General features: G+C 41.3%; 16 protein-coding genes. 12 read left to right on the forward strand and 4 right to left on the reverse strand.

From position 1 onward, the window contains the following. Positions 1-206 precede the first annotated feature (206 nt). Both AB4Y93_RS09255 and tlp read right to left on the reverse strand, forming a co-directional pair. Positions 207-1,784: an acyl-CoA synthetase gene (locus AB4Y93_RS09255; RefSeq protein WP_441891131.1), complete on the reverse strand. Its 1,578-nt coding sequence runs from the start codon at positions 1,782-1,784 to the stop codon at positions 207-209. 136 nt (positions 1,785-1,920) lie between these two features. Beyond that, complete coding sequence (gene tlp, locus AB4Y93_RS09260; protein WP_441891133.1) at positions 1,921-2,133, reverse strand: small acid-soluble spore protein Tlp; 213 nt, start codon at positions 2,131-2,133, stop codon at positions 1,921-1,923. Positions 2,134-2,350: 217 nt separating this feature from the next. Between tlp and AB4Y93_RS09265 the strand changes: the two genes are divergently transcribed. The 7 genes from AB4Y93_RS09265 (at position 2,351) to AB4Y93_RS09295 (ending at position 10,286) form a co-directional block, all read left to right on the forward strand. Then, on the forward strand, positions 2,351-2,893 hold the full coding sequence (locus AB4Y93_RS09265) for a YkvA family protein (RefSeq protein ID WP_441891135.1): 543 nt from the start codon (positions 2,351-2,353) through the stop codon (positions 2,891-2,893). Positions 2,894-2,924: 31 nt separating this feature from the next. Further along, positions 2,925-3,410, forward strand: a complete 486-nt coding sequence (locus AB4Y93_RS09270) for a hypothetical protein (protein ID WP_441891137.1) — start codon at positions 2,925-2,927, stop codon at positions 3,408-3,410. Positions 3,411-3,474: 64 nt separating this feature from the next. Beyond that, a complete protein-coding gene (locus AB4Y93_RS09275; RefSeq protein ID WP_441891139.1) occupies positions 3,475-4,404 on the forward strand; it encodes an AraC family transcriptional regulator in 930 nt (309 codons plus the stop codon). A gap of 99 nt (positions 4,405-4,503) precedes the next feature. Next, on the forward strand, positions 4,504-6,012 hold the full coding sequence (locus AB4Y93_RS09280; RefSeq protein WP_441891141.1) for an alpha-glucosidase/alpha-galactosidase: 1,509 nt from the start codon (positions 4,504-4,506) through the stop codon (positions 6,010-6,012). A 600-nt stretch (positions 6,013-6,612) separates the two neighbouring features. Next, positions 6,613-6,888, forward strand: a complete 276-nt coding sequence (locus tag AB4Y93_RS09285; RefSeq protein WP_441891143.1) for a hypothetical protein — start codon at positions 6,613-6,615, stop codon at positions 6,886-6,888. 915 nt (positions 6,889-7,803) lie between these two features. Further along, positions 7,804-8,898: a hypothetical protein gene (locus tag AB4Y93_RS09290; RefSeq protein ID WP_441891145.1), complete on the forward strand. Its 1,095-nt coding sequence runs from the start codon at positions 7,804-7,806 to the stop codon at positions 8,896-8,898. A gap of 680 nt (positions 8,899-9,578) precedes the next feature. After that, positions 9,579-10,286: a hypothetical protein gene (locus AB4Y93_RS09295; protein ID WP_441891147.1), complete on the forward strand. Its 708-nt coding sequence runs from the start codon at positions 9,579-9,581 to the stop codon at positions 10,284-10,286. A 148-nt stretch (positions 10,287-10,434) separates the two neighbouring features. Here the strand turns inward: AB4Y93_RS09295 and AB4Y93_RS09300 are convergent, their stop codons facing one another. Together AB4Y93_RS09300 and AB4Y93_RS09305 are read right to left on the reverse strand one after the other, a co-directional pair. Then, entirely contained in the window at positions 10,435-10,662 is a 228-nt protein-coding gene (locus AB4Y93_RS09300; protein ID WP_441891149.1) for an HTH-like domain-containing protein, read from the reverse strand. Between the two features lie 89 nt (positions 10,663-10,751). After that, complete coding sequence (locus tag AB4Y93_RS09305) at positions 10,752-13,331, reverse strand: DUF4268 domain-containing protein (RefSeq protein WP_441891151.1); 2,580 nt, start codon at positions 13,329-13,331, stop codon at positions 10,752-10,754. 276 nt (positions 13,332-13,607) lie between these two features. On the opposite strand from AB4Y93_RS09305, the gene AB4Y93_RS09310 reads away from it, so the two are divergent. The 5 genes from AB4Y93_RS09310 to AB4Y93_RS09330 all read left to right on the forward strand — a co-directional run bounded on the left by AB4Y93_RS09310 (position 13,608) and on the right by AB4Y93_RS09330 (position 20,913). Continuing rightward, positions 13,608-13,787, forward strand: a complete 180-nt coding sequence (locus tag AB4Y93_RS09310) for a hypothetical protein (RefSeq protein WP_441891153.1) — start codon at positions 13,608-13,610, stop codon at positions 13,785-13,787. A 532-nt stretch (positions 13,788-14,319) separates the two neighbouring features. Then, the gene (locus AB4Y93_RS09315) at positions 14,320-14,907 is read left to right on the forward strand and encodes a restriction endonuclease subunit S (protein ID WP_441891155.1); all 588 of its coding nucleotides are present in this window, start codon (positions 14,320-14,322) and stop codon (positions 14,905-14,907) included. Between the two features lie 4 nt (positions 14,908-14,911). Continuing rightward, entirely contained in the window at positions 14,912-17,968 is a 3,057-nt protein-coding gene (locus AB4Y93_RS09320; RefSeq protein ID WP_441891158.1) for a type I restriction endonuclease subunit R, read from the forward strand. 41 nt (positions 17,969-18,009) lie between these two features. Next, entirely contained in the window at positions 18,010-19,278 is a 1,269-nt protein-coding gene (locus AB4Y93_RS09325) for a restriction endonuclease subunit S (protein ID WP_441891160.1), read from the forward strand. Between the two features lie 18 nt (positions 19,279-19,296). Then, positions 19,297-20,913, forward strand: a complete 1,617-nt coding sequence (locus AB4Y93_RS09330) for a type I restriction-modification system subunit M (RefSeq protein WP_441891162.1) — start codon at positions 19,297-19,299, stop codon at positions 20,911-20,913. Positions 20,914-21,068 lie beyond the last annotated feature (155 nt).

The following is a 21,068-nucleotide window of genomic DNA, read 5'->3' on the forward strand; positions in this document are numbered from 1 at the left end:
TAACTCGCAGCCGTATACGCTCAAGATCGATTTCGTTGGATCAGAACCAACGAAAGGACGCCCGGAGCGTTGGGGTAGCGCCTGATTAACCATTTGTGTAAAAGCCAAAGGCGTAAAACAGATGGGCGAGGGGTTAGAAAAGCAAAAACCACTTTTCACATCGCAGCTTTTTGGAAGCTTGGGATGAACAGTGGCTTTTTTCTCAACTAGGAATTCATATGCGCCTCGCGCTGGCGAAGCTCGATCCGGCGGATTTTGCCGGAGTTTGTTTTCGGCAGATCGCTGATGAATTCGATTTTGCGTGGATATTTGTAGGGAGCTGTTACCGATTTGACATGATCCTGCAGCTCTTTGATCAGCTTGGGAGAGCCTGTCACTCCCTCTTTCAGTACGATAAAGGCTTTGACCACATGGCCGCGGATCTCATCGGGACTTGCAACAGCCGCACATTCCTTCACAGATGGATGACGAAGCAGCGCTTCTTCCACCTCGAATGGTCCAATCGTATAGCCGGAGCTGATAATAATATCGTCGCCGCGTCCTTCAAACCAGAGATAACCTTCCTCATCTTTGCTCGCCCGGTCACCAGTGATGAAGTACGACCCAACGATGCTGGCACCTTTGCGTTCGGGATCACGGTAATACGATTTGAACAAAGCGGGCATGTCGGTATGTACAGCGATACTTCCGACTTCACCCATTGGTTGAGGACGACCTTCTTCATCAATAATCTCCACTAGACCAGGAACAATCGACTTGCCCATGGCACCAATCTTGATCGGAGAATCCTTCAGATTACCAATGAGCAGTGTGCTTTCTGTTTGGCCGTAGCCGTCACGTATGGTAAACGAAAATGTTTCCTGGAACTGTTTGATCACCGTTTGGTTCAATGGCTCGCCTGCCGATACCGCACTTCGGATCGACGACAGATCATACTGTCCAAGTGAATCTAATTTCGCTAGAATTCGGTATTCAGTTGGCGTGCAGCAGAGCACATTGATTTGGTTCTCCTTAATAAGCTCGAGATACCGTTCCGCGCTGAATGACCCGTTATAGATGAAGCCTGTAGCGCCGTTGCCAAGTACGGATAAGAACGGAGTCCAGATCCATTTTTGCCAGCCAGGTGCGGCTGTTGCCCAGACCAGATCGGTATCCTGAATGCCAAGCCATGCTGAAGTAATACGCAGATGCGCATAGCCCCAGCCGTGGCTGTGAACAACACCTTTGGGATTACCGGTTGTGCCGGATGTATAGGCAAGAATCGCCATATCATCACGGCTTGTTGGCTCAGTAAGACGTTCTTCCGGTTGTCCTTCCATTAAGGACCGGAGGGACACCCAGCCATCAGCTTGTCTGCCACTGGCGTCAATTCGGTACTGCAGGGCAGGCAGCTCTTCCGTAATGTTGTCCACTTCCGCTGCACCTTCCGCCCATGCAATTACAGCACGCGCTTCGGAATGCTGAAGACGGTATGACAGATCTTTGGCCCGGAGCATTTCGGAGGATGGAATAATAACAAGTCCAAGCTTGAGGCATGCGACATAGATGATATACGCCTCGATGGTTCTTGGCACCATAACAAGGACGCGGTCGCCCTTTGTAAGTCCTAGTTCGTTCAAACCGCCAGCAAGCTGGTTCACTTGCTTTAGCAGTTCCTTATATGTAATCGTAGTCGTGTGGCCTTGATCGTCCAGCAGCTGAAGCGCGATTTTATCAGACTGGTGACGCTCAATCTCAGAGCTAATATTGTATTGTTCTGGAGCTACCCATTGATCAAAATTCATCCAACCTACCCCTTTGTCACACTCGATTATCTTAGCTAGTTAGCGACAGTATAGCATAGGTTGTGAACATGAAAAAAGGATGACTCTGCCATAGACAGAAGTCATCCTGGTGCTGCTGAAGCTTGGCTATTTGCAGTTAAGCTTCTTCGTCGCCGAGTTCTTCTTCGAACTCCGATACGCTTTCTCTGCGGCGCTCGTTCTTCTCTTGCAGCTCGTTTTGCTGTGAGCCGCTGATCTCCGAGCTGAACTCATTCAGGTATTGCTCAGTTTCATTAATGTTCTGCTGCGTATTTGCAATATGCTCCTGCAAATGTTCCGCGTTATCCGACCGATTGTCCGGCTTTGCCATACGGATATTCCCCCTTATACGTCTTGGTAGTCGGGCACCGGTTTAGCACCCAAGAGCTATTGTGACCCAAGGGCTGGGGTTTTTATGCAAATGAATTAACTAAAGTTAATTGTCTAAGCTTTGTTGTTTTATTACATTTAGAGGGTAATAATGGTTATCTAATCATATTCTAACGTTAACGAATAGAGGATAAATTGAAACTTTTGGAGGGATAACGATGTCTGTCATTATTGTTGAATGTCCAAACTGCGGGCAAAAGAACGAGGTAGAAGCTCAGAAGCTGAGGCTGGCAAAATGCGGAGCATGTAATGAGAGTCTTGCTCAGGACGATGTGATTCCGGCAAGCTTTTCAGATGAAGAAATCGCCACTGTTGTAGAGTCGGCTCCAGCAGAAGTAGCAGAGGAGGAAGTGGATACAGACTCCTGGATTTCTAAGATCGGGGACCATGAGGAGCAAGTGAAGTACGTAAACAACGGGTTCTGGTCAAAAGTTAGAAAAGTTGCGTCAAAGGTGCCATTTTCCAAAGAAGCGGTTGCCATGTACTTCTGTGCCATGGACCCGAATACTCCGGCCAAAGTAAAAGTAACAGCCATTGGTGCGCTTGCATACTGGATTCTGCCAATCGATCTTGTTCCGGATATTTTCCCTATAGTCGGTTACGGGGATGATGCTACTGCCATTTTCCTAGCGTACAAGGCAATTAGCTCGCATATTACGGATGAACATCGTGACAAGGCAGAGGAGTTTTTTGTGAAATAAGGGATTTAGACAGAGTGGGGGAAACGATAGCATGAACATGATGGTAGTGGAATGTGACTGTGTTGACGGGGATGCAGAGGTAGCACGGGAAAATGTCCTCACCTACATCCATTCCGAAAGTAGCGGCTCAGAAGAAGCGAAGACGAATGAACAGATCACCCAAGTCTATAATCTACATCGTCCATTGAACTATGATATTTATTTGGATTTGAGCAAAGGTGAGTGGCTTGCCAGAGGTGAGGTCATGGAGCTGTCTGCCGATGATATTCATGTGTTGTTCGTTATGATTACCGAAGGGCTGTCCTGTACTTCTCAGATGATCTTTAAAGCTAGATATAATCAGGAGCTTGAGCCGGGAAGCAAGAAAGATAGAGGCAGACTTAACAGCTACTATAGGAGATTAAAAGAACGTTTGAAGCTATACGGTATTACAACGGAGCACTATACCGTGAAATTTGGGACAAGGTATTTTGTTGTTTATTCGGGACAAAAGGTAGATAAGATCGAGAAGCGTTGACCTTCCTTTCCAGCGGGTATATGCTGACCATAGAGGCTATGCCGGTTGCGAAGGTGGGGAATATATGAGTACGAACAGCTTTTATGATGCGAAGTGGAGAGAGTCTGGAGAGTTCCGTCCGAAGATCGTCGCGTATTACTACAAGCAGTGGGAAGACTTCCATATGGGATTCCATCAGCATGATTGGGCGGAGTTCATGTACGTCATTTCCGGCAACTGCACGGTGGAGACGAATAAAGATGTCATTGCCATGCGTAAAGGCGATCTGATTATGCTGGATGCTGGAGTGCCGCATAGGCTGATCGTTGAGAGCGGGAGTCCGTGCCGGATGCTGAACGTGGAGTTTGGATTTCAGCCTTGTGAGGGGATTTATCCATCTATGAATCAGCTATCCACTCATAATCCGATGTTTGCAAAGCTGATGGAGCAGCGGCTGGATACGATCGTACTGAGGGACTATGAAGATATTCAGGTGAATCTGAGGAATCTGGTCTTTGAGCTGGATCTAGGCGGTGAAGGCGCTGAACGAGGCCGTGAAATGATGACGAATCTGCTCATGTCTCAGCTGCTGGTCCGTGTTGCCCGGCTAGTTGCCGTTGAGTCGAAAAATAGCGCGGAGCGCCAAATCCATCACTATGTGCGCCACGCGACAGAATATATCCATCAGTATTATGATACCGCTATCCTAGCCAAAGATATTGCAGCTGCTGTTAATCTGCATCCTGTCTATCTTCAGCGCATTTTCAAATCGAATATGGACAAGACGATCAATGAGTATTTGGTCGATCTGCGCATAGAGAAGGCAAAGATGCTGCTCGCCCGTACAGACGTGCCTATCATTGAGATAGCGGATCATATTGGGCTCAACAGCCGCCAATATTTCAGTATGCTATTCAAGAAAATGACAGGCATGTCACCAGCAGAATACCGTAATTCCAAGAAATCAATCACAAGCTGGACCGACTATGAAGTTGAAATAGTTGACAAGATATAAAGCAATCCGTTGCGAATGTGGAAACGCCTTCTTTTTCAGCCTGCTAGAATAAGGGTAACGAACGACCAAACCCTTATAGGCGAAGAGGAGGCTTTATTTATGAGTTTTAAGGTGGCTTTTGTAGGCGCAGGCAGTATCGGTTTTACACGCGGCTTGATGAGAGATTTGCTCGCTGTGCCGGAGTTTAAAGATATTCAGGTTGCTTTTACAGACATCAATGAACATAATCTCGATATGGTGACCCAGCTGGTGCAAAGAGATATTCGTGAGAATGGTCTGGGGATTGAGATTCAATCAACGACCGATCGCAGAGAGGCGCTGAAGGACGCTCGTTATGTGTTCTGCGTTGTGCGGATCGGCGGCCTTGAGGCCTTCCAATACGATATCGACATTCCGTTAAAATACGGCATCGACCAATGCGTCGGCGATACCCTTTGTGCAGGCGGAATCATGTATGGTCAGCGCGGCATTGCCGAGATGCTGAATATTTGCAAAGACATCCGCGAGGTAGCTGAGCCAAATGCGCTGCTCCTCAACTACGCGAACCCGATGGCGATGCTGACTTGGGCTTGTAATAAGTACGGCGGCGTTCGTACGATTGGCCTCTGCCATGGTGTTCAAGGTGGTCATCATCAGATCGCACGTGCGCTGGGTCTTGAGAAGAAAGATGTGGATATTATCTGTGCAGGTATTAACCATCAGACATGGTATATCTCTGTTAAGACTAACGGCGTAGATAGAACGGGAGATTTACTTGAAGCTTTCGAAAATGTACCAGAGTTCGCTCAGACCGAAAAGGTCCGCATCGACATGCTGCGTCGATTCGGCTATTACTCCACCGAATCGAACGGTCACTTAAGCGAATACGTGCCTTGGTACCGCAAACGTGCGGATGAAATTAAGGACTGGATCGACCTTGGTTCATGGATTAACGGCGAGACTGGCGGCTACCTCCGTGTCTGCACGGAAGGACGTAACTGGTTCGAGACCGACTTCCCGAACTGGATGAAAGCTGATCCATTCGTATACGCAGCAGAGAATCGTGGGGAAGAGCATGGTTCCTATATCATTGAAGGCCTCGAGACAGGCCGTGTCTACCGTGGTCACTTCAATGTCGTGAACAATGGCATTATCACCAACCTGCCTGACGATGCGATCATCGAAGCGCCAGGCTATGTCGACCGTAACGGTATCAACATGCCAGTAGTCGGCGACCTGCCGCTCGGCCCTGCAGCCGTCTGCAACGTCAGCATTTCCGTTCAGCGTATGGCCGTTGAAGCTGCCGTCCACGGCGACGACAAGCTGCTCCGTCAAGCAATGATGATGGATCCGCTTGTTGGCGCGGTGTGTAATCCGAAAGAGATCTGGCAGATGGCAGATGAGATGCTGGTTGCCCAGGCGAAGTGGCTGCCGCAGTACGAGGAAGCTATTGCAGCGGCAGAGAAGCGGCTGGCAAGTGGTAACTTGTTGCCAACTCGTGAGAATTATCAAGGCGCGGCAAGGCTTAAGACGAAGTCGGTTGAGGAGCTCAGCCAGGATAGAGAGGCTGCGACTCGCAACGCGATTGAGTCGGATAAGGCGAAGGAGCGGCCTGCGGCAGAGGTTTAAATATTATTGTCAACTCGCTCGTATGAGCGAGTTTTTTTGTTTGGAATTTTTCTAAGATTCATTTACCTTGAGCTATACATGTTTCCGCATACCGTTCACGTAGAATCGGTGGTCTTGTTGGTATGGAATGGTACAGAAGGCTGAGAATGCTGTGCGGGAGCGGGTTTTGGGAGTAGTACAGATGAACTAAAAGTGTGAAACAGAGGCGAGGAAATAGTAGAGTTGACTGATTGTTGACGAATTAATAGATTAATTGGGAGATGCCTGACTCTCGAATTGGGCGTTTTCAATTATTGGGACAGGGGTTCAAATGCCCTCGGAAAAGTGAACCCTTGTCCAGACAAAACCACAACGGTCAGTGATGGATAGAGGTTCAGCATGGTGAATACTGAGCCTTATTACATAAATAAGAATTATAGTACCGTCAATGCGTCTCTGTGACGTTTTTGACGGTACTTTTGCTTTCTTAGGAATTTTCCGACTTTAGTCGTAACCAATAGACATGGGGCTTTAGTAATATTTTATCAGGTGAATAGACAGGAATTTAGTTGTAGTTATCGAAATCATCAGTTCAAGGAATGAGTGTGAGATCCACCAAGGTTGAAAGTATCGCATTTCGGAATAATAATAGTAGAGGTCAACACAAGGGGAAACAAACCCGTTGAGTTGGAAAATAACAAAGAACAGAATGACTGTTTGCTATATTATATGGGATGCGGTAATTTGCCAGAAGCGGACATTCTTTTTCTTGGAAATGAGGAAGGAGCTGGTGGATATAACATTGAAGCAAATGTTGAGGCGAGATACCAATGTTATGGTACTGAAAATGGTGAACTTACTTATGCTGTTGACCCAGGCGACTACTCGAAGGGGTAGTGGGAGCCTTCGGGTATTACTGGCAGGGGAAAAAACAATCCAGTACATGAGAGATAAGGGGACTCTCCTGAAGTCTTGGAATATTTCTTAGGGCATGTGCTATTCTTTGTAACGCACTTGAGAGCGGTGACGTCGGATACTGGAACCAAAAGTTGGTGCGAGGTACAAGACATTACGAAGACATGAGATCCTATATCCTTAATCAGATGCTACGTCCGAGAAAAGGCATACAATCTGCTCTGATTGATCTTCACCATCTTCCTAGAGAAAACGAAAAAATTTGGTATCCAGTTGAATACGAACCAATTTGTTCATTATCATCTGAAGATGGTGGATTGAGTAGTAAAACAACCGGTATCTTAAAGCATATTCATTACTAAAACGAAATTGGAACTCGAAAAATCATTTTACAGATTATGCGGAAGATGTCGAAACAAGACTTCGAATCATTAAGAAAGCTTTTTCATTTACGAAAGCAGAAATCGTTATTGCGCTTGGTGTGCTTATGGTTTTAAGAAAGCAGCGCTTAAACGTATCTATCAATGATATATTTAGCCGACTTCCCATGCAGACTGAACATACAAGTTATCGTGCAACTGTGAGTCTTCCAAAAAAGGAGTTAAAAATTTACTTGATCCCCCATGATTTAGATAGAAACTTATGCTACCTCCCTAAATAGTTTCAGCATAACACTCTGGCGAATATTATTTTGCACAGCCACGGTTCGGAAATGAACCCTTATCCATACAATCCGACAGTGGTTAAGTTGGACGGGGGCGGCTCTTACAGGGTAATTCGATAATATGGAATGCAAAAATGCAAACCGAATTAAACGGAATGTCCTTGCCTCTGTACATAGATTCGGAAATAGTAAAGATCTAACTAAAATCTTATTCATGTGAAAGGTGTGCTACTATGCTTTATGATTTGGATTTTATTCAAAACTTACCGGAGCCAGAGGAAGGTTGGAAAGCTCCTTTGGTTGCATATGTTGCGAAAAGTAGTACCGATAAACATGCATCTTTTAAAGAGTTTTTGGAAAAATGTTTTAATAATATTCCTGATGACCAAAAGCCGAACTACTATAGTAGACTTAGGAGCTTGGATGATAAAATATTTATTGCTCAAGCTAATGAATTTTTAGTTGCAGAAATGTGCTCAATGCATGGTGAAGTTGATTTCAATCCGACTCTTACTAATGGTCAAACTCCAGAGCTTTTGTGGACAATTAATGAAAGCATTGGTCTTTTAGATGTGGTCACAATATTTGAATCGGAGGATACTGGCCAAGAAGGGGAAGAAGTAGACCGGCTGCTTAATTATCTAAGTGATGTTGAACATTTTTTTGATGTTGGTCTATGGTATCAAAATATTGATAGAACTAGTTTGAAGCCTAGTTCGATTAAAAAGAGGCTTATACAATATTTGGATAATATTGATCCCGATAATATTGATCCTGAGGAGGAGCTTATTATCGAGGAAGATGGGTTTTATGGAGGCTTCTTCATTTCTCCTAAGAGAGATAATACAAATAAATCAAAAATCAATTTTGCGCTCCTAGGTCCTGCACAAGATGTAGAACCTGTGAAAGCAATTGAGAAAAGGATTAAGTCAAAGCTTAGGAAATATAAATGGGATGGACCGATATTTGTAGCTGTTTGCAAAGCAGCAGATTTTGGAGTGGATTGGGAAGAAGTTGCAGAAGTATTATATGGTCCCTCAGTTATTCATTATAATTCGAAGACCAGAGAACATGAAGAAGTGCTTGGTAGGGGAGGATTAATAATGCCAAAAGGATCAAATCCTCCTCTTAATAGTTCGTTGACAGGGATTCTTCACTGTGAACAGAATTGGAATGCGGAGCTACCAACGTTAACGGTTAAGTATTTAGTTAATCCGTTCGCTAAATATCCTATTCAGTTACCCTTACCAACTTATCCGAATGTGGAGAATTCATTAGTTAGATTCGAATGGAAAAATCGAACAAAGAATGATAAAGGACATCATTGATTTTGTGTTTGGTTTTATCTACACCATATCTGATGTTCATTTTAAAGAACGGATAGTTTAAGGCAACCTCACCAAACAATCTCAGCAGCATGTTAGCAACTTGTTTTCCGTGAGGAGCCTTATTATACATATCGCAAAATATGAAATACAGTAAAATGCAATTGGTGTAATAGATGAGTATATGTTACCGAGTGGGGATTGCAATTATATGAAAGAGCCTAAATTTTCAGGTGAGATAAACTCATTTTTAAAGTCTAAACAACTTGGAAAAGGAGATCATACTCCGGTATTAAAGGATCTTGTTGGGGTATATAAAAGACAGCTCAGGAGGTCTTCAAAGTTCAACTAAATCCTCGATACAATTAGAAAAGCAATTATTGAAATTTAAGCAACCTCCCCAAATAACTGAATCATCACCCCCCGGCGAATTGTGGTTTTGCACAGCCACGCTTCGGAAAAATGAACCCTTCTCCTTTCAAAACCACAATGGTTAATGTAGGGAAAGGGTTCTTCAATTGGACAATTAAAGCACACAGATAAAGATGGCTTGCTTATTTGCAGTATGAAGCTGATATCCGACCTTCCCGGAGCCACAACTTGAATTTTAGCCATATCAAAGAAGCATAAAATTACATTCCACTCATAACGATTAGAGAGACTAATCTTATGGGGGAATAAGAATGTTGCCGAATCCATTTATTATGTATAAGCTAGATAAGTTTTTAACTCCGGAATTACTTTTGACAGCAACCGGGCAACAGAGGGTAAAGAGATACCCTGGGTTAGGAAATATCTTGGCGGGTTATAAGAGAAGACTTAGTGAAACATGCGTAATGACATCAATACCAAATAATGTAAGTTTTTTACCCGGTCCAAGCGATACAGAAGCAAAACTTAGACAGTTGCCTTCATATATTTTTAACGATGAGACGTTTACACAGGAAGTAACATTTTCAATGGGGGATTATTATAGAGTAACCTGGAACATTGAAAAGGCAAAAGAAATAATAAAACGTGATAATATACTTGCCGAGGAGTTTAACTGTGAATTCATTAGTCAAGATATCGACTTTAGTTCTGTTGAAACGGAGAGATTAAAATTTGCTTCAACAAATAAAGATCCAATTATCGTGGTTGACTATCACATTACTAATAATTCTACTGGTGGTCTCATTGTCGTAGATGGGAACCATCGTGTAGTTAGCAGAACACTACGTGGGGTAAAGGCGATCAAAGGATATAAGCTGAACCGAGATCAACAGTTTGAAGCATTGGCAGACGAGTTCGATAAATGTATTTATAAAATTCACTCGAATATTCATTACATAATGGATTACATGATTGGACGCGAAAGTTCATCCGAATACACTTTCTCTCCAGAAGTTTAATTCATGGTTCTAGGCGACATCCCCGAATAGACTGAGGCAATAAGCTGCGGCGAATTGTGGTTTTGCACAGCCACGCCTCGAAAAACGAACCCTTGTCCATACAAAACGACAATGGTTAATGTAGGACAAGGGTTCTTCAAATGGGTGATTAATCTTTCGGAACTACATACTCTGACAATTTTATACCTTTGCTGACTTCGGTTGCATATGAAATATTAATGCCAGAGGCTGCTACTATATCTTTAATGCTGTGATTGTTTCTTTGGATGACATTCGCATACTTAACACCGAATAAATGAATTTTGGCAACTTGTTTTCCGTGAGGTGCCTTCTTATACATGTCGCTAAGAATTCTTCCTAACTCCTGAACATTCATATTATGTCCCCTTTCGCTAATCATTTATCTATTTTATAACCTAAAACACATAGATAAATCCTGCTAGTTTTTGATCACAGAGGGTGTAATTATTCCCTGGATGACCCGGTATCCAATCTTTCCAACGTCACCTTCAGTTTATCGAGCTGAGTAATAAGCCATTGGAAGTGCTGTTGGTATAGCTCTGGATTATGGATATCGGCATCTAAGGAGTGCAGAATCCTTTTTGCCGTACTTTTTTCACGGCTGGTATACCATTCAAGTTTCTCGCCATATGCTTCCTCTATTTCAGCCTTAAGTGAATCTAACCTCGCGAAGCTCTCCGGATGATAGACATAAAGGCCGATGCGGAGAATTTTCTTTCGAACAAGTTGGAAGAAGATAATGTAGTCCCGGCTTCCGATTGTTACATCATACCAATCATCATAAGAGGGCTTTCGAGATGCGATATCCTCCCCTCGTCCATGTGTCTTGCAATATTCTACAAAGTTGCTCCAAAAATCATAGCGTAGGTAATGGCGATCAGACAGGTCACGTGTAGTATCCGGAAGTGAACGCTGTTTTACGGGCAAGGCTTCCTCAATTGTTAGTTCTGGGACTTCTGCACGTTTGTCACCGACAAATTGGACATGGAGCAAATGGGTCTTCTGCTCATCAGTAAATGAGAACCGCCATCTTGACTCCATAAATTTAAGTAACAGCATCCCTCGATCCAATATGTTCTGTGCCGTCCAAGCATCTTCTGAAGCTACTTCGATTTCCGAGTGTGATCCGTTCACGTAACCTCGGCGACCAGAAGACGAAGGGTTTTTCTTATCTGGAAAACCGTCATTTTGCAGAGAGGAGTTTATACTCTGAGCAAGCGGAAGCAGGTTGCCCAATGAAGCAGACAGCAGCTTTATTTCATCCGCGGTGTATTGTCTGAACTGATTACGCCAGTAACTTTTTGTTGGGGTCTGCGGTAGTATATGTTCAATAGTTATCTTCTCTTTTTCAACCTTAGTAAACATATTCCAATCTACTTTCTGCAGATTGTTTCGGGTTGCCAGTTCATATTCATACTCGTACAGGAAGTATCGAAGTTCGCGCCAGCCGTAGAATCCCTCACCAGAATCGAAACGTCTATCGGTACGTGTGATGAAGCTTGCGATAAGAGCAGCCAAATCCTTGTTGAGAGTTGTATTCAAGTCATCAGTAACTGATGTTAGTGTAGTGCTATTCCAAAGAACGTCCCTTGCCTTATTATAATAATCGCTGCTTTTGTAGCTTGCATTAAATCCGCCAAAACGAAATGAGAGGAAAATAAATCTCTCTATTGCTTTAAAAAGCGTGATCCGTTCGGTAGGGGATGTCGATGTTGCTGAGGCAAGTGAAGCTACTACCAGTGGTCGGAAATATCCAATCCCTACACGGTTCAATTTGTCAATCCATACCTTTTCACCATCGGTAAGACTAGTACTATCACTTGGGAAATAACTGTAGTACCAAAACTCTGCTAGTTTCTTCAAGCTGTTGACATAGTCATTGATCTCCTTTGGTGTGAGCTTGCTGACCAGAATAGATTCTAGTTCGGGCATAACGTCTGTTACATCATCATCATCATCAGAGGCTTCAAAATCAGTCAAAGGTTCGGATCCTTCAACTTGTGTGGTGATAGTAAACTTCTCAAAGACATTTTTCGCGGAGAACTTGCTCAACAGGAAACGAATATAATCGTCTCCACGTTTCCGTGAATATTGGAAATATGTAATCCAATGTGCTCGGAGGAAGTCGTCGTCAGAAAGCGACGCGTCTTGGTTCCGCCCAAGCTGATAGTACACCTCTTTCCATGCGTCATTAATGTTATTCCGAAGTTGTTCTTTATCCCTTGTATCCAGTTGATCGTTATCGAACAGTGTGGTCAGGTAAATAAGACGGTTTTTTAAAAGTTCCAGATTAGTCAACTTTTTGCCACGGTTGTTCATTGTTTCAAATGCAACGAAAACGTCATAATCATCTTCTATTTCATGAAGATTGAACATCAGACGCAGTGTGAGTTTCTTGTATAAATGCTCAATGCCGTCAATACCTTCGCTTTCGCATATTGCTCTTAGGTTATTAGCAAAGAACGATTTCGCGTATTTCAAATTCTTCGTATAGAAGGTTTCAAATACCGTTCCGCCGAAAGGTTCCTCAAATACTTTGTATTTTAAGTATTCGGAACTTGGATTATCAGTCTCATAACCGAACAGATATGTTGTCACGATTTTTTGGGGTGGTCGCTTCCGAAGGACGTACTTCGCCTTGATGTCCTTCAATGATTCATAACCAAGGAAAATTCCTTCATCTGGCTTGTCCTTGTTTTCTGGAGCATTTTTTACAATAGACACTATTTCGTGCATCAGAATGGAAAACGTGGTGAGACGTTGCTGCCCGTCCACAATATGATACGGCTTATAGCCGATATCTAGTAGCCACTCGTCCTCGTGCCACTGGTGCATTTCCTTTCGGCTAACCGCCTTAAGTGAGAGTAGCCCAGTGTAGTGATATCTATCCTCGTGGAGATTTAGCAGGTCTTCCCAGAAATCTACAAGTTGCTCGTGTTTCCACGCATACCCACGCTGATAATCAGGTATGCGAAACAGCCTGTTTTGAAAAAGCACGGATAAAGATTGAAGTTCATTCGGCATTTTCGAATTCTCCTTAGCGCATTTTATGGTCACTGAAAGCTGATTTCAAATACATCTATTTATATCTCTCGGTTAGATAGCATCGCTTGCTTCCAGTACTGAAAGATGGTGATTACATATTTCGACATGGGGAAGACAAAGTCCTATTGGATCCGGCTCATCCGTGGAGAGGGGAAGGTTTCCCGAATTTCTTACCTGATGGGAATACAGTCAGGATAGTCGTGGAAAGCTATCCTTACTTTACGAAAGGGAGGCGAGCATATTTTAAAGGAAAGAATGAGTGGAGCTGAACAACAAAAATTCATTAAGCAAAACGGTGGTTTGAATTTAATGTTAACGACGGCGTATATGGAAGGGTATGCAGAAGGCTTCAGAGATGGCGAACGTAGCGGAGCTGCTAAAGCTCTTGTGTATGTATCGAAATTATTTGAAGATCAACAAAAACGTCATGAGTAGCTAAGCGACTTCACCAAACAGCTTTAGCAATATGTGGCGACGAATTGTGGTTTTGCATAGCCACGCTTCGCCTCCACCAAAATTAACAAAAAACTCACCTTATTAGGTGCGAGAGCCAATCAGTTAATGATTGGCTCTTTTATCTTTCTTACGATCAGCAAAACCATTCCGCTCGAAAGAGGAAGCATTAGATATTTACGATATCAGCTACAAGGAAAAATTATCCATAATCGAGTGTAGTAACTGCAGGTAAAGAAGTTAATGAAGCAGTACAGAGTTCGCATTCTGAGTTCTGTACTGCTTTTTCTTATGCTCAGAGATGATTTCTGATTCGGCAGTAATTACATCACAAAGTTCATAAGTACAGGACATACTGTCTTAAACCTTGCTTTCAGAATAGTTGCTTTAGACTTTTCTTAATCTCGATATTGAAATATTAAAATATTTCATATTATTGTTTGACAAAATAAATACAAAGTGATTTAATGTGTAATATAGAAATATTTCGAAAAATAGTATCCGAAGTTTGGAGGTGATTTATTTGGAGAAAAGAGGATTAAAGGAGTTCGTAACATTCGTTCCAGGTATAAATCCAACAAGGGCGCAAAAACAGTTTGGAATCCAAGCAATAAATTATTACGACCAGTCGTCTTTTGAAGCTGATTATAATCATAAGGACGTATTTGTTAAAGATGAGGAAAAATCTTTATCTCAAAATAACCTATCATTAAATGAAGGTGATGTTGTTATCAGTAACTCATTACAACTTGCAACGATGGTCGGTAAAAATAATGTTGGTAAAGTGTTGTCTCTCAACTTCATAAAAATAGAGTTTGATAAAGAACAACTTGATAAAGGATATTTCCTTTTCTTATTTAATGCTAATAAAGATGTTAGGCGACAAAAAGAAAGGGAGTTGCAGGGGAGTGGACCTGTTCTAAGAATTCCACTTCGTTCTCTTGAGGAGATTATTATTCCCGTTGTTCCTCTTGAGGAGCAGCACAAAATAGGTGCTATTTACGTAGAAACATTTAAGCTACAAAGTAAGCTAAACAAATACGCAGACTTGATCGGACAGTTTACGAGCTCAATCATAGAAGAAACTTTAGAGGGGAAATAATCAAATGAAAAGCCAATCGGAATTAGCATTTGAAAATGAAGTCATCGATTATTTGACTAAAATCGGTGGAGTAAAACAATGGGAATACAAAAAAGACATAAGAACAACCGAGCAACTCTGGGATAACTTTAAAATGATCCTAGAACAAAACAATCGTGCCCGTTTAGATGAACCATTGTCTGTCACTGAATTTAACCAGGTAAAGAAAATCATCACTGGTATTGAATCACCTTACCAGGCTGGACAATTTTTGTATGGTGTTAACGGTGTTTCTGAAATTGAAGTTGACCTTGATAATGGTAAGCATGTGTTTTTAACAGTATTCGACCAAGCCCAAGTAGGTGGCGGGAACACTATTTATCAAGTGGTAAATCAAATTAAACGGCCAAAAGTTATAGATGGAAAGCCTGACCGTCGATTTGATGTAACGTTGCTCATTAATGGTTTACCAATTATTCAAATCGAATTAAAGAAGGCACTTCACAGCACTACAGAATCCTTGAACCAGATGGAACAGTATATTGCTGAGAAACAATACAGTGGTATCTTTTCAACTTTGCAGATTCTAATCGCAATGACGCAGTTTGATATTCGTTATATGGCAAATACGCCACTCAAAAGCTTTAACAGAGCTTTTGCTTTTAACTGGCAAGACGAAGATAATGCTCGCCCTATTCGTTCGTGGAAGACGTTTGCGGATAAAGTATTATCAATACCAATGGCTCATGATTTGGCCACACGCTACATGGTACTAGACGGTACTAAAAACAAAGAAAGTATTAAAGTCATGCGTCCATATCAAGTCTATGCCACAAAGCGTGTGCTTGATAAAGTTAGAAAATTCGACTTCAAATACGATGATGGTAAATTAGGATACATTTGGCACACTACAGGCTCAGGTAAGACAATCACAAGTTTTAAGACAGCGTGGCTTGCAAGTCGTCTATCTAATGTAGATAAAGTTGTCTTTTTGGTTGACCGAATTGCTCTTACCAACCAAACTGCAGATGCTTATAAAGCCTATGATCCTGTTGCAGGTTTTGAAGGGAAAACTGGTGTGGTAGGTGACACAGCCAATATCTCAGACCTTCATCGCAAATTAACGAAGAAGAGCGATAAGAACATCATTGTGACAAGTATTCAAAAGATGTCACGTTATGTAGAGAGAGAGAGCTTCAAGCTACTTAATGAAAGTATTCTTTTTATCGTTGATGAGGCTCACCGTTCAACTGGTGACGGTACTGAAAATGAAGGTATGCTTGAAACAATCCGAAAAGCTATTCCAAATTCTGCTTGGGTTGGCTATACTGGTACGCCAAAATTTCCAGAAACTCGAGTAATATTTGGTGATATTCTACATGCTTATACCATCAAAGAAGCAATTGCGGATAAAAACGTCTTAGGGTTTAACGTTGAATTCAAGGAAACGATTGAGGCTCCCGAAAATCCAACCGAAGATGATATTGACGATAATGTTCGTGGGAGTGTTTACGACTATAGTCCTGAACATGTAAATTTGGTAGTCAAGGAAATATTCGATAACTGGAAGAAACGTTCAAATGATCGCAAGTATAATGCCTTGTTTACAGTCCACGTTGGAGGTAACAAAGCAAGTACACCAAGAGCGATGGAGTACTTCGATAAATTTGCTGAAGAAAATGCGAATCTCTCACCAGATGAACGATTAAAAGTTGCGGTGAGTTTCTCGGCAGATACATCCAATAGTATTCATCAACTTAAATCGAATGAAAACCTGCACAGAGCCATCAAAGTCTATAACGAAATGTTCGGCACAGCTTTTGATATGACGACAGTTAAGGCCTACACAGAAGACTTAGCAAGACGTCTTAACAAGACAGCTGATGATGGTAAGTATTTAGATTTGGTTATCGTCGTTGATCAACTATTGACCGGTTTTGATGCTCCGGGGATGAATACTCTCTATATAGACCGAACGCTTAAGGGAGGGAACTTGATTCAGGCATACTCACGTACAAACCGAATGCATAACCTTGTCGATAAGCCTTGGGGAAATGTCGTTAATTATCGTTGGCCAGAACAAAACGAGTATGAAATGAATAAGGCTTTTGCTATCTATTCAAATCGTGATTCTGCCGCCGAACAACTTACACTTGAAGACTTGAAAGAAGGCAATGAAGAGGCGGGTATCATTTCTAAACCATTTAGCAAGGTTCAAGCTGAGATGCAAGAAGTCATCAAAAAACTTTCAACGCTCACAGATGATTTTGTACAATTACCACCAAGTGAAAAGGCACAGGATGAAGTCTTTGAAAATTTGAAAGAGTATAATCGCTTGCTTAGTCAATTGAAACAATATACAGAAGATGATGACAAAAATCCTGTTTCAGCCTATGATCATCTTGAAGAGTTCTATGAACGATTAGGGATTACGGAAGAGCAGGAAGTTATCTTAACAACTGTAATCGCCGGTGAGCTGAAGGAACGACGCGCTAAGCGAGAAAACATTGATATTTCGCAAGTCAATCTCTCTATGGTTCATATTCACGATGTTACCATCAACTATGATTACTTGATTGATTTGATCGCTCGAATGGCTGACGAAGTTCACACGAATGATATGTCGAAAGCGGAAAGCACACGGGACGAAATCCATTTTGAAATTGCTAAGTCAGACAATGATAGAGAAAAATCAAAGATGCGCAACTTTGTATCTAAGATTTTCTCAAAAGAGTTTGAATTCGATCATTATCCAGCACCTCGAAGTGTTGAAAAAATGAACCAAGCTATGGATAGAGCACAAAAGGATACCTATATCCAACTTGTAACGAACTTCATCCGTACTTGGGGACTTGATAACAGCACAAAACCTAAGGAACTTGAAAGCTTGATTAAGAAACACCGATTAGGTCAAGAGGATATGGATAAACAAGGTGAGTTAACAGCAATCATGAATGACGCAAAATCTGATTATAAAGAAATTGCAGATAAAAAGATCGCAGAATTAACTTGGGTGCGATATCGCATTGAATTCCGTAAGGCATTTTACGAAATGGCCGACGAAATTAAGAAGGGTGAGTAGTCGAGTGATGAAATTATGCAGACTAGAAAAGGAGAACAGAAATGAGCGATAACATAACAAAACCACCTCAAATAAGATTTGCAGGATTTACAGATGCTTGGGAACAGCGACCCTTTAAAGAATTGACAGAAATCAGACGCGGATTGACTTACAGTCCGTCCAATGTTCGTGATACAGGTGTGCGTGTTTTGCGTTCTTCAAACATCAACGAAGATACTTTTGTACTAAAAAATGATGATGTTTTTGTTGTACCATCAGCGATAAATATTGATTTTGTAAAAGAAAACGACATTCTTATAACATCTGCAAATGGTTCAAGTAGATTGGTTGGAAAGCACGCACTAATCAAAAACGTTAGTGATAATGCTGTTCACGGTGGCTTTATGTTAGTTGCATCAGCTAATGAACCTGAATTTGTAAATGCTTTAATGAGTTCGCCTTGGTATGACAAATTCATCAACGTGTATGTTGCAGGTGGTAATGGTGCGATTGGGAATTTGAGTAAAAGTGATTTAGAAGAACAAAAAGTATATGTTCCAGATGTTGCAGAACAGAAGAAATTAGGAGAATTTTTTAATAACCTCGACCACCACATCACCCTTCATCAGCGTAAATTGGAACTGCTGAAGGAGACAAAAAAGAGTCTACTTCTTAAAATGTTCCCGAAAGATGGAGCCAATGTTCCTGAAATTCGCTTTGCAGGATTTACTGATGCTTGGGAACAGCGTAAGTTGGGTGATATAACTAATTATATCAAAGGCTTCGCATTTAAATCTGCAGATTATCAAAAAAATGGTGTACGTATTATTAGAGTTTCAGATTTAGATAGAGATAGTATTAAGACGTCAAAAGACAGTATTTTTGTTGGTAGCAAAATTGCTAATGACAATAAAAGATATAGAATCAAGAAAAATGAAATAATAATAACTACTGTGGGTTCAAAGGCTGAAATGAAGGAGTCAGCTGTAGGAAGACCTATTATTATAAGTGAAGATAGCGAATATTTATTAAATCAAAATTTAGTGAAAATAACTCCATTAGACGACTGTGATAGCTATTTTATTTATTCTCAATTATTACAGCCTAAGTATACCGACTATATAGCTATGATAGAACGTGGTAATGCCAATCAAGCTAACATAGCAATTAATGATTTATGGGAGTATAGGTTTGAAGTCCCATCTATGGAAGAACAAAAAAGCATCGGCAACTTCTTCAAACAACTCGACGATATTATCACCCTTCAACAGCGTGATTTAAATTCGCTTAAAAATTTGAAGAAATCAATGCTTCAACAATTGTTTATATAAGAAAAGGAGATTACACAAATGAGTAATGCAACAGATATTACATCAAAGCTATGGGAAATGGCTAACAAACTGCGTGGGACAATGGATGCAAGTGAGTACAAGAACTATATTTTACCATTTATGTTCTATCGCTATTTATCAGAAAATCAAGAAGAATATTTAAAAGTTAATGAGTTGGAAGAATTCTACGAAGTGAAAGATGACACAGAAAAAGAAGATTACCTTGAAGAAATCAGTAGGGGTATCGGATATGCGATTGACCCATCCTACACTTGGGAAAAAATCGTATCAAAAATTGAAAATCACAAAATCAAAGCTAGTGACTTCCAAGACATGTTTGACTCATTCAATACAAATGCCAAACGTAACGTTGTCGCAGAAGCTGACTTTGCAAACGTATTCTCAGATGTTAACCTTGGGGACACGCGTCTAGGTTCAAATACAAATGAACGTGCAAAGGCTTTGAATGATATCGTTTTGATGATTAATGAATTTACTTTCAAAGATGATTCAGGACGTGACATTTTGGGTGACGTGTACGAGTATTTGATTGGGCAGTTTGCTGCCAACGCTGGGAAAAAAGGTGGTGAATTCTATACACCTCATGAAGTTAGTCAAATCCTAGCAAAAATTGTAACGATTAATGCAGATGGTACTGTAGATCAATTCCGTGTATATGACCCTACAATGGGATCAGGTTCACTTCTTTTGACAGTTCAAAAAGAATTGCCAAATGGTGATGAAGAAGGAAGCGTTGATTTTTACGGCCAAGAGTTGAATACTACGACTTATAACTTAGCTCGCATGAACTTGATGATGCATGGTGTTAACTATCGCAATATGGAGTTGAATCGTGCAGACACACTTGATGCTGACTGGCCATTTGCTGAAAAAGATGGCACACAAATTCCTTTGAAGTTCGACGCAGTCGTAGCTAACCCCCCATATTCTCAAAATTGGGATACAAAAGACGTTGACCGAGAAAAAGATATACGTTTCAAGGGTTATGGTGTAGCACCTGCATCTAAGGCAGATTATGCTTTTGTTCTTCATGGACTTTATCATTTAGATAAAGCTGGAACAATGGCTATCGTATTGCCACATGGGGTACTATTCCGAGGTGCGTCTGAAGGTAAAATCCGTAAGAATATCATCGACAACAATCTGTTAGATACGGTAATTGGATTGCCAGCTAACTTGTTCTATGGGACAAACATCCCAACATGTGTACTGGTGTTCAAAGGTCGTGAAGCTCGCAAGAATAAAGATATTTTGTTTATTGATGCTTCAAATGAGTTTGAAAAAGGAAAGAACCAGAACAAACTCTCTCCTAAAAACATCGACAAAATCATCGAAACTTACAATAACCGTGAATACGTTGAGAAATATGCTCGTGTGGCATCTTTGGATGAAATCAAAGAAAATGATTACAATTTAAACATTCCACGTTATGTCGATACGTTTGAAGAAAAAGGAGTTATTCCACTTTCACAAGTTGCTCAAGAGTTGACAGAAGTACAAGCAGAAATTGCGAATTCATATGATAACTTGTTTGGGCTTTTGAATGAGTTGAGTGGGACAACCGATGAAGCCAAAGAAGAACTGAGCAAATTTATCAGTCTATTAGGTAAATAATAGTATTAGAGAAGAGCTAAGGAGAATTTTAACCTTGGCTTTTTTCACAAGCGCGTGGAACAGTGTAGGCGGGGCTCACGATGATGATATGTATATATACCTTTACATTACAGTGCTGCAGCATTCGATATGTGCGTGCAACTGGATATGCTTCA

Origin of the sequence: Paenibacillus sp. YAF4_2 (assembly GCF_052113225.1) — a bacterium.
Lineage (GTDB): Bacteria > Bacillota > Bacilli > Paenibacillales > Paenibacillaceae > Pristimantibacillus.

Coding starts and splice junctions, on each gene's coding strand:
- AB4Y93_RS09255 (WP_441891131.1), bottom strand. CDS start 1,784: ATGAATTTTGATCAATGGGTAGCTCCAGAACAATACAATATTAGCTCT.
- tlp (WP_441891133.1), bottom strand. CDS start 2,133: ATGGCAAAGCCGGACAATCGGTCGGATAACGCGGAACATTTGCAGGAG.
- AB4Y93_RS09265 (WP_441891135.1), top strand. CDS start 2,351: ATGTCTGTCATTATTGTTGAATGTCCAAACTGCGGGCAAAAGAACGAG.
- AB4Y93_RS09270 (WP_441891137.1), top strand. CDS start 2,925: ATGAACATGATGGTAGTGGAATGTGACTGTGTTGACGGGGATGCAGAG.
- AB4Y93_RS09275 (WP_441891139.1), top strand. CDS start 3,475: ATGAGTACGAACAGCTTTTATGATGCGAAGTGGAGAGAGTCTGGAGAG.
- AB4Y93_RS09280 (WP_441891141.1), top strand. CDS start 4,504: ATGAGTTTTAAGGTGGCTTTTGTAGGCGCAGGCAGTATCGGTTTTACA.
- AB4Y93_RS09290 (WP_441891145.1), top strand. CDS start 7,804: ATGCTTTATGATTTGGATTTTATTCAAAACTTACCGGAGCCAGAGGAA.
- AB4Y93_RS09295 (WP_441891147.1), top strand. CDS start 9,579: ATGTTGCCGAATCCATTTATTATGTATAAGCTAGATAAGTTTTTAACT.
- AB4Y93_RS09300 (WP_441891149.1), bottom strand. CDS start 10,662: ATGAATGTTCAGGAGTTAGGAAGAATTCTTAGCGACATGTATAAGAAG.
- AB4Y93_RS09305 (WP_441891151.1), bottom strand. CDS start 13,331: ATGCCGAATGAACTTCAATCTTTATCCGTGCTTTTTCAAAACAGGCTG.
- AB4Y93_RS09310 (WP_441891153.1), top strand. CDS start 13,608: ATGAGTGGAGCTGAACAACAAAAATTCATTAAGCAAAACGGTGGTTTG.
- AB4Y93_RS09320 (WP_441891158.1), top strand. CDS start 14,912: ATGAAAAGCCAATCGGAATTAGCATTTGAAAATGAAGTCATCGATTAT.
- AB4Y93_RS09325 (WP_441891160.1), top strand. CDS start 18,010: ATGAGCGATAACATAACAAAACCACCTCAAATAAGATTTGCAGGATTT.
- AB4Y93_RS09330 (WP_441891162.1), top strand. CDS start 19,297: ATGAGTAATGCAACAGATATTACATCAAAGCTATGGGAAATGGCTAAC.